Origin of the sequence: Rossellomorea oryzaecorticis (assembly GCF_038405515.1) — a bacterium.
Taxonomy (GTDB): Bacteria; Bacillota; Bacilli; order Bacillales; family Bacillaceae_B; genus Rossellomorea; species Rossellomorea oryzaecorticis_A.
Genome location: NZ_JBBYAF010000017.1, coordinates 1 through 14,351, shown reverse-complemented (window position 1 = coordinate 14,351; position 14,351 = coordinate 1). Strand labels below are relative to the sequence as shown.

Annotated in this window: 17 protein-coding genes; 2 read left to right on the top strand and 15 right to left on the bottom strand. The window is 41.1% G+C overall.

Going from position 1 to position 14,351, the window contains the following annotated elements:
* Nucleotides 1–52 precede the first annotated feature (52 nt).
* The 8 genes from AAEO50_RS10140 to AAEO50_RS10105 all read right to left on the bottom strand — a co-directional run bounded on the left by AAEO50_RS10140 (nucleotide 53) and on the right by AAEO50_RS10105 (nucleotide 8,435).
* Nucleotides 53–955, bottom strand: a complete 903-nt coding sequence (locus AAEO50_RS10140) for a hypothetical protein (RefSeq protein ID WP_341983136.1) — start codon at nucleotides 953–955, stop codon at nucleotides 53–55.
* Nucleotides 956–1,063: 108 nt separating this feature from the next.
* Nucleotides 1,064–2,353: a 3-phosphoshikimate 1-carboxyvinyltransferase gene (aroA, locus tag AAEO50_RS10135; RefSeq protein ID WP_341983134.1), complete on the bottom strand. Its 1,290-nt coding sequence runs from the start codon at nucleotides 2,351–2,353 to the stop codon at nucleotides 1,064–1,066.
* A gap of 40 nt (nucleotides 2,354–2,393) precedes the next feature.
* Nucleotides 2,394–3,497 carry a prephenate dehydrogenase gene (locus tag AAEO50_RS10130; RefSeq protein WP_341983132.1) on the bottom strand — a complete coding sequence of 368 codons (1,104 nt, stop codon included), beginning with the start codon at nucleotides 3,495–3,497 and terminating at the stop codon, nucleotides 2,394–2,396.
* Nucleotides 3,498–3,639: 142 nt separating this feature from the next.
* On the bottom strand, nucleotides 3,640–4,740 hold the full coding sequence (gene hisC / locus AAEO50_RS10125; protein ID WP_341983130.1) for a histidinol-phosphate transaminase: 1,101 nt from the start codon (nucleotides 4,738–4,740) through the stop codon (nucleotides 3,640–3,642).
* 52 nt (nucleotides 4,741–4,792) lie between these two features.
* Nucleotides 4,793–5,161, bottom strand: a complete 369-nt coding sequence (gene aroH / locus AAEO50_RS10120; protein ID WP_341983128.1) for a chorismate mutase — start codon at nucleotides 5,159–5,161, stop codon at nucleotides 4,793–4,795.
* Nucleotides 5,162–5,187: 26 nt separating this feature from the next.
* Nucleotides 5,188–6,291: a 3-dehydroquinate synthase gene (gene aroB / locus AAEO50_RS10115; RefSeq protein WP_341983125.1), complete on the bottom strand. Its 1,104-nt coding sequence runs from the start codon at nucleotides 6,289–6,291 to the stop codon at nucleotides 5,188–5,190.
* Nucleotides 6,292–7,464, bottom strand: a complete 1,173-nt coding sequence (gene aroC / locus AAEO50_RS10110) for a chorismate synthase (protein WP_341983123.1) — start codon at nucleotides 7,462–7,464, stop codon at nucleotides 6,292–6,294.
* Between the two features lie 197 nt (nucleotides 7,465–7,661).
* The gene (locus tag AAEO50_RS10105) at nucleotides 7,662–8,435 is read right to left on the bottom strand and encodes a protein-glutamate O-methyltransferase CheR (RefSeq protein WP_341983284.1); all 774 of its coding nucleotides are present in this window, start codon (nucleotides 8,433–8,435) and stop codon (nucleotides 7,662–7,664) included.
* Between the two features lie 177 nt (nucleotides 8,436–8,612).
* Here AAEO50_RS10105 and AAEO50_RS10100 point away from each other — a divergent pair, with 177 nt between their 5' ends.
* Entirely contained in the window at nucleotides 8,613–8,822 is a 210-nt protein-coding gene (locus AAEO50_RS10100) for a hypothetical protein (RefSeq protein WP_341983282.1), read from the top strand.
* Here the strand turns inward: AAEO50_RS10100 and ndk are convergent.
* The 7 genes from ndk to AAEO50_RS10065 all read right to left on the bottom strand — a co-directional run bounded on the left by ndk (nucleotide 8,819) and on the right by AAEO50_RS10065 (nucleotide 13,667).
* Nucleotides 8,819–9,265 (bottom strand): nucleoside-diphosphate kinase, encoded by a 447-nt coding sequence (ndk, locus tag AAEO50_RS10095; RefSeq protein WP_341983121.1) that lies wholly within the window; start codon nucleotides 9,263–9,265, stop codon nucleotides 8,819–8,821. The genes AAEO50_RS10100 and ndk overlap by 4 nt on opposite strands.
* Nucleotides 9,266–9,367: 102 nt before the next feature.
* Complete coding sequence (gene hepT, locus AAEO50_RS10090) at nucleotides 9,368–10,330, bottom strand: heptaprenyl diphosphate synthase component II (RefSeq protein WP_341983119.1); 963 nt, start codon at nucleotides 10,328–10,330, stop codon at nucleotides 9,368–9,370.
* A gap of 35 nt (nucleotides 10,331–10,365) precedes the next feature.
* The gene (locus tag AAEO50_RS10085) at nucleotides 10,366–11,070 is read right to left on the bottom strand and encodes a demethylmenaquinone methyltransferase (RefSeq protein ID WP_341983117.1); all 705 of its coding nucleotides are present in this window, start codon (nucleotides 11,068–11,070) and stop codon (nucleotides 10,366–10,368) included.
* A gap of 5 nt (nucleotides 11,071–11,075) precedes the next feature.
* Nucleotides 11,076–11,885 carry a heptaprenyl diphosphate synthase component 1 gene (locus AAEO50_RS10080; RefSeq protein ID WP_341983115.1) on the bottom strand — a complete coding sequence of 270 codons (810 nt, stop codon included), beginning with the start codon at nucleotides 11,883–11,885 and terminating at the stop codon, nucleotides 11,076–11,078.
* A 222-nt stretch (nucleotides 11,886–12,107) separates the two neighbouring features.
* Nucleotides 12,108–12,329 (bottom strand): trp RNA-binding attenuation protein MtrB, encoded by a 222-nt coding sequence (gene mtrB / locus AAEO50_RS10075; RefSeq protein ID WP_341983113.1) that lies wholly within the window; start codon nucleotides 12,327–12,329, stop codon nucleotides 12,108–12,110.
* A 19-nt stretch (nucleotides 12,330–12,348) separates the two neighbouring features.
* Entirely contained in the window at nucleotides 12,349–12,915 is a 567-nt protein-coding gene (folE, locus tag AAEO50_RS10070) for a GTP cyclohydrolase I FolE (RefSeq protein WP_341983111.1), read from the bottom strand.
* Nucleotides 12,916–13,394: 479 nt separating this feature from the next.
* Nucleotides 13,395–13,667 (bottom strand): HU family DNA-binding protein, encoded by a 273-nt coding sequence (locus AAEO50_RS10065; RefSeq protein ID WP_169213765.1) that lies wholly within the window; start codon nucleotides 13,665–13,667, stop codon nucleotides 13,395–13,397.
* Nucleotides 13,668–14,170: 503 nt separating this feature from the next.
* On the opposite strand from AAEO50_RS10065, the gene AAEO50_RS10060 reads away from it, so the two are divergent.
* A partial coding sequence (locus AAEO50_RS10060; protein WP_341983109.1) for a transposase occupies nucleotides 14,171–14,351 on the top strand: 181 nt, incomplete at its 3' end.

The window sequence follows — 14,351 nt, the reverse complement described above, 5'->3', positions numbered from 1 at the left end:
ACCGTGTGACATGCCTAATTCCTTTCTATACTGCGTAGTTTTCTATCTGATCCTATGAGGTAAAAAAGCCTGGGGTTTGTATTCTGAGCTCTTTACCTGCTCCAGGATAAAAGTAGCTTTGATCGTTTAAATAGTTATACTTCCCTCTATTCATTGTACATTTTAGAACATGACTTTCATAATGAAATGAACTGCCGTCTGATAACGGGTAGTCATCATTTTTCATATAGAGGTTATAACTTATTTCTCCACCCGACAGAAAATTCCCTCTATGAGGATAGATTCCAATTTTTTTCAATTGATCTAAAGGTAATGGAACTTTTTGCTGGATTTCTTCGGAAAAGTGGGGAATTTTCTCGGTTTTCATCGTTTTTTGCCAAATCTTAAGATGCTTTATTTTCTCCTTTTTGTCCAGTTTTGTCGTAAAAAAGGGGACAAAAGTAATGGGATAATCATATAACAATCCTTTTATCCATCCCCACTTTACAGATTTAAATACAGTTATATCATCCATTGAAATCCATATGACCGGCACTTTATTACGTTTACAAATCCGAATGACCTCCGGCTTGATCAAATGCGCAGGAGACATCAATCCTAACGTATAATCAAGGGGGCTGCATAAGAGAGACGTTTTTCGTTCTTCCAATTTTTCCATGAATTCAAATTCGTACGTAATCTTGAAGGAGGTCAGAATGGTTGTACATCCTTTTGAAATAAAATGGTTCAAAAAATAGGCTTTAAACGAGGAAAATTCATGATTGAATGGAAGGTCAATGTCACACATGACATGAGTCGGGGTCATGATGAAAGGTGTGACATTTAATCGAATGTAATTGTAATAGGAAAAACTCTTCCGAATTGCCGCTATTCGATTATCTTCAACTAACAATGATATCTTGTTCATGGAATTATGCCTGGCAATGTCTGCATTTTCTATTATATATTTACTCATCTCTTCACCTTCCTTTATAGACAAGCTATGAAAAAAGGCAAAGAGAAATGACTTAATAGCATAATTTAACGGAGGAAGAGCTATCCTCCCTCCGTTAAAGAGCAGTAATTATTCCACTAACTTCCTAAGATCTTCGAAGAAACGCGGATAAGAAATTTTTATGGCATCTGCATCCTCAACATAAACAGGCGAATCGGTAATTAAAGACGCGACAGCAAGAGTCATACCAATTCTGTGATCTCCCCACGAATGGACCTCGGCACCTCGAAGGGACTTCTTGCCTTTAATAATCATTCCGTCGTCTGTAGCTTCTATATCTGCACCTAGCTTCTTCAATTCCCGTACCACTGCATCAATTCTATTTGTTTCTTTTACTTTTAATTCTTCTGCATCTTTTATGACGGTTGTACCTTCTGCTTGGGTTGCCAATAGTGCAATGACGGGTATTTCATCAATAAGGGAGGGAATCAGATCGCCGCCTATCTCGATGGCTTGAAGTTCGGAGGTTTCGAGCATGATATTACCGATTCTTTCTCCAGAACCCGGTGTTTCCATAACTTCCATGCTTGCACCCATCCTCTTCATGACCTCGATGATGCCGGTTCTTGTGGCATTTAATCCAACATTCTTTAACGTAATCCTGCTATCCGGAACAATCGCGGCAGCTGTCATAAAGAATGCCGCACTGGAGATATCACCGGGCACATACACTTCGGCCCCTCTAAGAACTTGCCGGCCACGAACTTTGATGGTGTCGTCTTCCCTTTCTATTTCTCCTCCAAATTCAAGGATCATCTTTTCAGTATGATCTCTTGTTCGCTGCGGCTCGATGACTTCTGTCATGCCGTCTGCCTGCAGTCCCGCAAGCAGGATGGCGGATTTCACTTGTGCGCTTGCGACAGGAAGTTTATATCGGATCGCTTTTAAGCTTCCTCCGCGTATGGACAACGGAGTAAAATTACCTTCATCACGTCCATCAATGGCTGTTCCAAAAAGCTTTAAAGGATCAGTGACTCTTTTCATTGGACGTTTTGCAATGGATTCATCACCAATCAAGACAGAATGAAAGGGCCTTCCTGACAATATTCCCATCATCAGTCTGGTGGTGGTTCCTGAATTACCTGTATCCAATACTTCAGTAGGTTCTTTCAAAGAGTCCCACCCATTTCCTTCCACAGTGACTTTATCTGTATGTATGTCGATATTCACACCTAACTTACGGAAACAGGAAATAGTGCTTAAACAATCCTCCCCCATTAGAAAGTTATGTATCGTTGTTCTTCCTACTGCTACGGATCCGAACATGACTGCCCGATGAGAAATGGATTTATCTCCGGGCACTTGAAGTTCCCCTTTTAATCCTTGTTCGGGTTTTGATAATTTCAATTTATTCCCCATTGTTCTCCTCCTTATTCAAAGATTTATTTATGATCAGTACCTATTCTAAGAACAGATCATAGTCAGTCTTCTCTTTAAGACATTCTGCAGCCTTTTCACGATCTTCCATCGTTTGAAAGCTAATGACTAAAACTCCATACAGATCTTCACGCGTTTCAAGGATACGGATATTCGTCAAGCTTATACGCTCTTCTGCTAAATAGGCTGTCACTTCAGAAATGACACCAGGATAGTCAGGAACATCGATATATAAATCATAAAATGCCGGAATGGCTCCTTTCTCGAGGACTGGAAGCTCATCACGGAATATTTTTGCTTCATTGAAATAATTGTAAATTCTCTCTGAATCATTGTCACTGATCATGCTTATTACTTCTTCCATTTCTACTTTCCACTTTACCATAATGTCCATTAATACTTTTTTATTCTGCAGAGTAATATCTTTCCACATCACTGGATTGGATGAGGCAATTCTGGTTATATCACGGAATCCTCCGGCTGCAAGCCTTCTTAAATATGGATGATCCCGGGATGAACCCTTTGCTTGATGGACAAGTGAAGCTGCGATGACGTGCGGAAAGTGGCTGATCATGCCCGTTAACTCATCATGTTCTTCAGGACGAACAATCAAAAACTTCGCACGTGTTCCTTTCAGCCATTTCTTAAGTATTTCAATATCGTGGTCATCACCGCCATCCAGGGGTGTGAGCATGTAAAAAGCATTTTCAAATAATATCTTCTTCGCAGCAGTAACACCGCTCTTATGTGATCCAGCCATAGGATGACCGCCAATGAACCTGAGCCCTTTGGCCTTTAAGGGCATAGAGGCCTCCATTATTTGTTCTTTGGTGCTTCCGGTGTCTGTAATGATAACATTCGATTTTAGATCTGCATTATTTAATATTTCAAGTATTTTTTCAGTTTGGGTAACCGGGGTCGATAGAATGATGAGATCTGCCTTTTCGGCTCCTTGCTCAAGTGTCATCGACATTTCATCAATCACACCAAGGGTTTTCGCAAGCCTTAACTCTTTATGATTCACATCGAACCCGATAATGGCTGCTTCAGGATGTTCATCTTTTATACAAAGAGCAAGTGAACCGCCTATAAGTCCCAACCCAATAATCAATACATTGCCTTCCATATCATTTCTCTCCCTTACTTGCGACTCACTATGTCATTCCGAAAATACTACTTTGAGTTAGGGTATTTTGAAAAAAGCCGGACAGGCTCATCAACTTTGTGATACCTTCCGGCTGTTTATCATTCATTTTTCAAATCTATCATCAAAATTGTTTGGGAAGTGCAAGAAACTCTTTCATTAATGAGATTAATTCTTCGTTTTGTTCAGGGGAGCCGACCGTTATTCTTACTGATTCGGGATATCCAAGTGCCTGCCCGGAACGAACAATGTATCCCTTACTCATTAGGTATTGGAAGACTTCGTCACCGCTTATTCCAAAATCAATCAGGATAAAATTCGCTTGGGACTTCATATACTTTAGCCCGCTGCTTTCACAAAACTCATAAAACTGCTGAAGTCCTTTCCGGTTCTGCTCTCTGCATTCGTCAATGAATGCCTGATCATCAATTGCAGCAGAAGCAGCTCCCTGACCTAAAGAATTATTGTTGAAAGGTTCTCTGATCGGCTCCAATTTACTGATTACATCGATGCTTCCAACCCCATAACCAACCCGGAAGCCTGCTAATCCATATGCTTTAGAAAAGGTCCTGGTCACTACTAACTGCGGGTAGGTTTTGAGCAATTCTATAGAATCATAATAATCTTCTGCGGTGACATACTCATAATAAGCTTCATCCAAAACGACCAATACATGAGAAGGGACATCGTCAAGAAAGTGCAATAGTTCATCTTTACGGATGTATTCTCCAGTAGGGTTATTGGGAGAACACAGCCAGACAACTGCAGTGGTCTCATCTATGCTGTCAAGCATTTCGGAGAGCTGATGCCTCCCTTTCCCGTCGAGGGGTATCTCCCTTACTTCTGCTCCTTCGACAATCGCATTATGTTTATATTGAGGAAAAGTAGGTGCAGCCATCACAGTGCTTTTTGTACGATCGAGCAATGCTCGGGAAATCATTTGAATCACTTCATCAGAACCATTTCCAAAGATCAGCTGCTGAGGTTCCACCGCTAATTGACCGGCAACTTTCATTCGCAATTGCTTTGCATAACCGTCAGGATAGATAGCATGTGAAAGAGCTTCAGAAGAAATAAATGATTGTACGTTGGATGAACATCCAAAAGGATTTTCATTCGAAGCAAGCTTCACTACCTTTTCAAGATTAAACTGTTCTTTTACATCTTCCATCGTCTTACCTGGTTGATATGCTTTAAGATTGTGTAATTGGGATTTCCATTGCATATACAAAACTTCCTTTCAATCCGCCGTGTATCAGCTAAACTTATAGATATACTTATTCCTCATTGATCAAATCGGGTCTTAATGAGACTGCATTTTTCAAATAAATGTGTTGGATATCTTTTTGAGAGGCTGTTGTATTATAATGCATCATCACTCTAATGCAGCATTCCAGCCCTCCGGGAACATCGAGTTCCTGCATACACATGACCGGGACAAACTTCCATTCTTTAAATCCCCTCAATGCTCTGGCAGGAAATGCTTCTGTAATATCTCCAGTAGTGGATATGAAGACGGATGCCACTCTATCCGGTTCAATCTGGTTATGTAAAATCATCTGATTCAGCAGTTCATGAGTTGCAAGGAGAATTTCCTTTTCGCTATTCTCTTCAACGGTAATCGCTCCTCGGATTCCCCTTATCATCTTCTTCACTCTCCCTTTGTTTATTTCTAAATATGACCGGTCCATTTAGGGATTTCACGAATAAACAGGTCGGCCTCGGCAAGTCCTTCTTCAGGCACAACCATTAGGACGGGGTCACCTATATCTTTTAACAGTACAAAGACCGGCATTTGATCTTTTGATTTTTTATCGCTTCTCATCTTTTTCAATAAATGATCGAATGTAAGATCTTCAGGGATAGTCAAGTCGTATCCTAATGAAATCACCCAGTCGGCAAACTCTTTAATGTTAAATGAAAGTCCGCAGTATTTTTTACTGAGATATAGAGCGTATACCATCCCGATCATGACCGATTCACCGTGTGTTCTCATTCCATACCCGCAGCCACTTTCAACAGCATGACCATACGTATGCCCGAAATTCAAAAATGCCCGGATGCCTTGTTCTTTTTCGTCTTTAGACACAATTTCCCCTTTGACTTTGATTCCTTTGAGCAAACAATCCAGGACAAAGTCCTCTTGCAGACCGCTTACAGATACGAAATTCATTTTTAAGTACTCCAGGAATGAAGCATCTGACAAAAAAGCATGCTTGATCACTTCTGCATAACCTGAGAGAATTTCTTTAGCTGGTAAACTGTTAAGATAGTCCAGGTCAAAAAAGACGCCTTCTGGCTGATAGAATTGGCCGACCATATTTTTCCCTAAAGGATGATTGATTGCAACCTTCCCCCCCACTGCACTATCGTGGGCAAGTATGGTAGTAGGTACACCGATGAAAGGAATGCCTCTCATAAATGTTGATGCCACAAAACCTGCAAGGTCCCCGATTGCACCACCGCCGAAAGCGATCACAATAGACTTTCGATCAACTTGGTTACTGAGTCCATGTGTTATTGCCTCGTGATAAACATCAAAGCTCTTTGCACGCTCTCCTGAAGGAGCCGTATAGACCTTTACAGGAAAAGATTGCTTAAGTTCTTCAGCAAACGGCTTTCCGTAAATAGAAAAGACTTTTTCATCTGCAATGATCCAGACAGTAGAAACATTCGGAAATTCAGCGGAAATAAACGCGATGATTTCCTTTGTCATCTCCTTCCCAAGCAGCACTTCATATGACTTCGAGGAAGTGTTCACACTGATTCTTTCCATTTAATATTCCATCGTTTCTTTTCGAAGGGTTTCAATATCATGATGGAGCTTATCAAATTGGTCGCTGTGAAATTGATCTGTTATCGCTGACGCCAGCTCCCATGCCACTACAGCTTCCGCGACTACACTCGCCGAAGGAACAGCACAGCTGTCAGACCGTTCAATACTTGCTTTAAATGGCTCCTTTGTATCAATATCGACGCTTTGAAGCGGCTTATACAGTGTAGGAATAGGCTTCATTACACCTTTAATATGAATTGGCATTCCTGTTGTCATTCCGCCTTCAAATCCACCGAGTCTGTTTGTTTTTCTGTAATATCCTTTATCCTCGTTCCACATGATTTCATCATGCACTTCACTGCCTGGTTTTCGGGCCATTTCAAATCCAAGTCCGAATTCCACCCCTTTAAATGCATTTATGCTCATGATTGCCATTGCCAGTTTTGCATCGAGTTTTCTATCATAATGCACATAACTCCCGACACCGGCAGGCATTCCTTCTACAATCACTTCTACGACTCCGCCAATCGAGTCACCGTTCTTCTTTGCCTCATCTATTAAATTCATCATTTTACCCGCTGCTTCTTCATCCAGACAGCGCACCGGCGACTCTTCTGTTCTCTCTTTTACATCATCTATCGATTCATAGTGGACATTTTCAGCTTTTATACCGCCGATTTCAAGTACATGCCCTACTACTTCTATGCCTAAAAGCCTTAATAATTTCTTGGCAACCGACCCTGCTGCAACCCGCACAGTCGTCTCTCTTGCAGACGATCGTTCCAGGACATTCCTAAGATCACGGTGACCATACTTCATACCGCCAACCAAGTCAGCGTGACCAGGTCTGGGACGCGAAATTTTCCTTTTCACTTCCTCTTCCTCTCCGGGGGATAAAGGCTCGATTCCCATCACTTTAGTCCAATGAGTCCAATCTTTATTCTCCACTACAAGTCCCACAGGAGAACCAAGCGTATATCCATGTCTGACTCCTCCGACGATGGAAACGCGGTCTTTTTCTATTTGCATTCTCCTGCCGCGGCCATAGCCTTTTTGTCTTCTTGCCAGGTCCTCGTTGATGTCTTCTGCTTTAATCGGCATTCCAGCCGGCAGCCCTTCAATGATTGTGGTCAATTGAGGACCATGAGACTCACCTGATGTTAAATATCTCATAACACTTTCCCCCTTCAACTCGTTAAAGAATTATGTACCAATATAACATAAGTTTTATATCCATTCCTAGTACTATGTTAAAAAATTTAGAAGATACCGTCTATAATAACACTGAACGCTACTACAGCCATAAATTAAAAACGATGAAACAACAGCTTCTCAGGCTGACCCTGAAAAACTACTATTTCATCGTTCATTCAATCAATTTTTCTATAGAAAAAAGTATCCTCAGACTGGAATCCGTATTGACCAGGATTGAAAATCTGCTCCGTACTGCCAACGAAAAATACCCCTTCCGTTTTCAGGGATGCATTGAATTTTTTGTACAAGAGATCTTTTGCTTGTTCTGTAAAGTAAATCAATACATTTCTGCATACGATTAGATCAAAATCTTTGTTAAATGAGTCGGCCAGCAGATTTTGCTGCTTGAAGGTCACAGTATTCTTAATCTCTTCATTCACTCTGTAAAGAGAGCCTTCAACAGTGAATAACGTATCCTTGATCTCAGGAGGGACTTCAGCTAATGAACGTTCCGGATAAACCGCATGCTTCGCTCGTTGAAGTGCGTTTTCATCCAAATCAGTCGCCAGGATGTTAAACTGGGCTAATGGAAGGTGTTTTGAAAGCATCATGGCTAAAGTGTAAGGTTCTTCCCCAGTTGAACAAGCTGCACTCCAAACCTTCAAGGGCCGATTCTCCTTCAATAACCTCGGCAGGATCCGGGTCTCGAGCACCTCCCACCTTTTATAATTCCGGTAGAATTCAGAAACATTGATCGTCATCCTGTCCAGGAATTCAGCCATTTGCCCACCATCCGAGCTGATGATCTTATAGTATTCGTGGAAGCTTTTATACCCCTTTTTTTCATACAGCGACGTTAGTCTTCTTTTCATCTGAGCTTCTTTATAAAGAGATAAATCAATTCCTGTCTTCCTTTTTATTCCATTAATAAAATCACCATAATCATTTATCATTCTTACTCACTCTCTCTGCAACTTAAATGACTTATTTATGTATATAAGATATATCGAACGGAGATGGAAATTGTTAATATCAAAGACAGTTTTCAAATAAATTTTATGCAATTATAGAGAGTAGCAAATGACTGTTAAAATCTATTTGTTTATTACCACTTGTTCTAGCTGTTTATTGGAGTGCAAGACGAAGACTCCTGCGGGAGAAGTGACTTATGTGAGACCCCGCAGGAGCGCATGCGACGAGGAGGCTCACGGGTCACCCGCGGAAAGCGAAGTCTTGCACGGAAATCAACAGCGGTGTTCCAAGCCTCGATTAGCCATACAAAAAGACAAGCCATTTCTGGCTTGTCTTTTTATCCTTATATAGGAAGTGCGGATTAGTAGATCCACTCGTTCATTAGTTTTGAATATTCGACAAGCTCTTCTTCTTTGAAGAATAAGCCGATTTCTCTTACAGCGCTTTCAGGAGAATCAGAACCGTGGATGATGTTCTTCCCGACTGTCAGACCAAAGTCACCGCGGATTGTACCTGTAGCAGCATCTTTAGGATTTGTAGCACCCATCATGCCACGCGCTGTAGAAATGACATTTTCTCCTTGCCATACCATTGCAAAAACAGGACCAGAAGTAATAAAGTCGACAAGTTCCCCAAAGAAAGGTCTTTCTTTATGCTCACCGTAGTGCTCTTCAGCAAGCTCATTGGAGATGCTCATAAGCTTAGCTCCGACTAATTGGAAGCCCTTTTTCTCAAAACGTGATACGATATCACCGATTAACCCTCTTTGTACGCCGTCTGGCTTTACCATTAAAAACGTTTTTTCCATCTTCCCCACTCCTAATTATGTATGTATAGTCTGTCCGAGGACGTCCCACGAAAATATTAACACTGTTTAGGGGTTTTGGCAACGTTTCCATTTTAAATTTTCTTAATATTTTCTCTTGCCGATAAAGTTTGCGATATTCTTCAGAGTCTTCTTGACCCTGTTCTGAGGTAAGAACTCTAAATCTCTTAAGGCTTTATCAAGATACATCCTACTGACTCGATGAGAGCGTTCAATCGCCTCGGAAGATAGTATAGATGATATCACCGATTTCATTTCTTGGGCGGACGTGTTTTCCGAAACACGTTCTATTTCTGCCCTGAGCTTAGGGTTTTCCATCGCATACAAAATCGGTAGCGTGATATTACCCTGCGATAAATCACTGCCCGCAGGCTTTCCTAATTCTTCTTCGCTTGCTGTCAGATCTAAAATGTCATCCGTAATTTGAAAACTCATTCCAACGTTATATCCAAAGCGGAACAATCTTCTATGTACTTCTTCCGGGGCACCTGAAGAAATTGCACCCAATTGACAACTAACGGCTATCAATAAAGCAGTCTTCCGTTTAATTCTCAATAGATAATCCCTCAGGTTTTGATCGTACCGGTACTTATCTTTGATTTGGGCAATTTCACCCTTGCAAAGTTCGACGATGGTACGGGAAAGGATTTGATGTGCTTCAGGATTTTGTATATGCGTCATATATTCCAGTCCGCGTGCAAAAATATAATCACCGGTATACATGGCAATCCGGTTATCCCATTGCGCCTTTATCGTCGGTTTTCCTCTTCTTAATTCTGCATCATCAATCACATCATCATGTACCAGGGAGGCCATATGAATCAGCTCCAGGGCAACAGCTGCATTTTTCACGGAGTCGATATTATAATCACCGAATCTCGCTGAAAGCAAGACAAAAACGGGCCGGATGCGTTTTCCACCCGCTTGTAAAAGGTGCAGGGATGCTTGATTCAAGAGTCTTGAATCCGATTCGATGGCTGATTCAAGTTCCTTTTCAATCTGGTCTATGTCTGTTTTTAGAAAGGAATAAATCCTGTTTAGCTTCATAGTTAATCCACCCAGTTTACTGATTTACGATTTTTCTATTGCTTATACCCAACATGCATTGCAGCTACTCCGCCGCTATATGGCTTAAAATATATATCTTTGAAGCCAGCTTCTTTAAACAAATCTGCAAGTTCCTTCATTCCAGGGAAATCCCGTGCAGATTCCTGCAGCCAGGAATACTCCGAAAAGCTCTTTGCAAAGATCCTTCCGAACACCGGCATGATAAATCTGAAGTACATATAGTAAAGCTGTCTGAATCCAAACATGGTTGGCTGTGACGTTTCAAGGCAAACAGCCATTCCACCCGGTTTCAACACACGATTCATTTCCTTTAAGACTTGTAGGTAATCCGGCACATTCCTTAATCCGAATCCGATCGTGACATAATCAAATGTACCATCTTCAAAAGGCAGTTCCATTGCATTCCCGTGAATTAGCTCGATATTGTTTAAGGGTGATTCTTTTACTTTCTCTTCTCCAATTGACAGCATATTCTGACTGAAATCCAAGCCGAATACTTTTCCTTCCTCCCCTACTTCTTCACCTAGGGCAAGTGTCCAGTCCGCCGTTCCGCAGCATACATCCAAAGCTTTGGCGTTTTCTTTCACACTCATATGCTTCATCGTTTCTTTGCGCCATTTTTTATGCTGTTGGAAACTGATAACAGAGTTCATTTTGTCATAGTTAGAGTAGATCTTTTCGAAAACGCCATGAACCTTTTGTTCTTTCGACTGTTGCATAACATTTACCCTTCTTCCGCATATAATTTCGTAGTAGTAAGAGGCTCAGTGAAAGGAAGGAATTCCATAAATAATTCTCTGACAGCAGGCGGTACCGGCTTTATCCTGTCTAACTGAACTTCGATGTTTTTTTGAATCTTTTCCAATGTAGTGTCAATGGCAGACAATATGAGATGCTCATCCGCCGGCTCTTCCGATTGTTTCAAAATAGAAGCTAAGGCATTGATGAAAATGGTGTCCTGCGTATTCTTCAGTGCAAGGCGCTCTTGTAAAAGTCTATTATATAAAAATGTGTCCGAAAGAAGAGGAACCCACTCTTTCTGATGAAAAAATTCATAGAAATGGGCAGCGATTGACGTTTCGATGATTCTTACATCCTCCATCAATTCTTCAATAGAAGTGTATTCTTCTTTATACATCGATATCTTACACTCGTTAATTTTTTTGATTGCACTCGATAATACTTCGATGAGTCCTACATCTTCTGACTCCGCAAGGGTTTTATAATAAAGGCTGCTAAAGTATACTCCTGCAAGCACAGTTAACTGTCTCTCCTTTAGAGAATCCTGTTCAGAAATCGTTACCTTCTCGTGGGTCTCAAGGGCAACATGTAAAAACATAGCAGTAGAAATCCACTTCATTTCCTGTTGTGTAACCATTCGCTGTCCATTCATGAATGGAAGGAGAAGAAAGTTGATCCGATTACGATCAATATAAGGCTGATCAATAAACTCCTTTAAATACGAATGATGAAGCTGTTCTTCTATGTAATGATGAATGATATTCGCTTGATGATTGTAATCAGTGAATTTCATACCCTATTTCCCCATTTCTACTATGTTTCACACGATAAATTTCAGCAATAAATATTATACCATAAAACTCTGATGAATAGGGAATGAACGACCATCCCCCTATCTCATCCTGTGTATGTTTGTAACCAGCCAGTTTTTTTTGAGACTGTGGGCTCTCCACTCTCATATAACAAAGGGGACGACTAAGAGTGAAAGTTCTTGGTTCGTCCCGCGTGTCGCATCCTATTTTTTGTTTTCACTTTCCATTTCCCCAAAACTGGTCAGTATCGTAGCTTTCCCTCTCACCTTGATGGCAGAAGTGTGATCAGTGAATTGAGCAATCATGACTTCCCCTTTATCAAGCTTTTCCGAATGGTGAAAGCGTGTATCCGTACCTCTTGTTAGACCAATTACGTTAACGCCGTCTTCTGCTGCCTTAATGACCACATAATCATTTGAATTCATAAGAACCACTCCTGTACTTTTACTTTTTAATAAATGAAAGCACTTCGTTGCGGGCTTGAGCATCCTCTTTGAAGGTACCGCGCACTGCAGTCGTCACTGTGCTTGAACCGGGTTTCTTTACCCCTCTCATCGTCATGCACATATGTTCCGCCTCCACAACCACCATGACACCATAAGGTTCAAGAGTCTCCATAATGGATTCAGCTACGGTTGAAGTGATTCTTTCTTGCAGCTGAGGTCTTCTGGCTACAGATTCGACCGCTCTTGCCAGTTTACTAAGACCGGTAACCCTTCCGTTCCGGGGAATATACGCAACATGTGCACGGCCGTAGAAAGGAACTAAGTGATGCTCACACATTGAATAAAAAGGTATATCTTTAACAAGGACCAGCTCTTCGTGGTCTTCACTGAAAATGGTTTCAAAATATTCTTTAGGGTCATGATCTATTCCCGAGAAAACTTCTGCATACATCTTAGCGACTCGCTTGGGTGTATCCAACAGTCCTTCTCTATTAGGATTTTCTCCTATTGCCTCAAGTATTAAACGCACTGCTTCTTCTATTTGGCTATGATTGACTTCTGCCATTGTGGTGTCCTCCTACTATCTCTTAAAGAAATAAACTAACATTGTTAATATTAGCATAAGCCAATAATCTCATCAAAGCCTAGTGTTTTAGAAGTTCATAAAAAATCCTGAAACACCGCTGTTGATTTCCGTGTAAGACTTCGCTTTCCGCGGGTAGCCCGTGAGCCTCATCGGTCGTACCTCCCTGTGGGGTCTCACATGTCTAGCTGCAGGGCTTAGAGGCACAGGTCATAAGCCTCTGAGCAAAGCCCCCTCCGCTTTTCTTATTAGCTGCTCTTCCCGCAGGAGTCTTCGTCTTGCACTCCAATCAACAGCTGGAGCCTTTAAAATTGAAACATGCATTTTAATAAAGTGAAAATCAATTAAGTTTATCAACATAATGTTAATGATTATGAACATACTAGTTTAAGACTAGTTTTACAACAAAGAAAAAAAGACCGCATAGAAATGCGGCCTTTCTTAACGCTCAAAGTATGTAATTATTTTACAGCTTCTTTAAGCGCTTTACCTGGTTTGAAAGCAGGTACTTTGCTTGCTGAGATTTCGATCTCTTCACCTGTTTGTGGGTTGCGACCTTTACGGGCTGCGCGCTCACGTACTTCGAAGTTACCGAATCCGATTAATTGTACTTTATCACCGTTTGCAAGTGAATCTTGAATTGTATCGAAAACAGCGTCAACCGCTTTAGTAGCGTCCTTCTTAGATAGCTCAGCAGCTTCTGCAACAGCATTGATTAATTCTGTCTTGTTCATGCCATTCACCTCCTCCCAAGGAAATGTCTCAGTCATGATTCATTTACTTTAATATCATTAGTAAACAACTTTAGCGTTTTCTATACATGAAGTAAAGAAAAATCGCTTGAAAACGTTGCTGAATCAATATTCAACAACAATTCTGTTAAAAGATTATCACAATAGAATGGGCTTAGCAAGAATAAATCAAGAAATAATGGGAATCTTTTCTTATTTGATACATAAATGTAATAGAATCTCCTCTTTTTCCCTTTAAATTGCTATTTCTTCAATATTCTTTAGCGCTGCCGTCATCCATTGCTCTTAAACAGTTCCCATTCTTATAAGTAGTTAAACATGGCGAGTGAAAAAGTTTATCAACTTTAAGTGCGTACTTTGATCACCGCTATTGATTTCCGTGCAAAACTGCGCTTTCCGCGGGCGGTTGGTGAGCCTCCTCAGTCGTACCTGTGCTGCACCCCTATTGTTGGACACCTAACCAACAATAGGAGGTGCCCGCACCAATGGCTAAGTTTCCCCAAGAATTTAAGCTTCAAGTTGCCAAGCGTTATCTTAATGAATTAGTCAGTTATCGAGATCTAGCGAATCAAGTAGGTGTTCATGATTCCATTCTCCGTTACTGGGTGATGTTAGTTCGTCACCACGGGGATCAAGCTTTTACCTTTCCCTATACAAACTATCCTT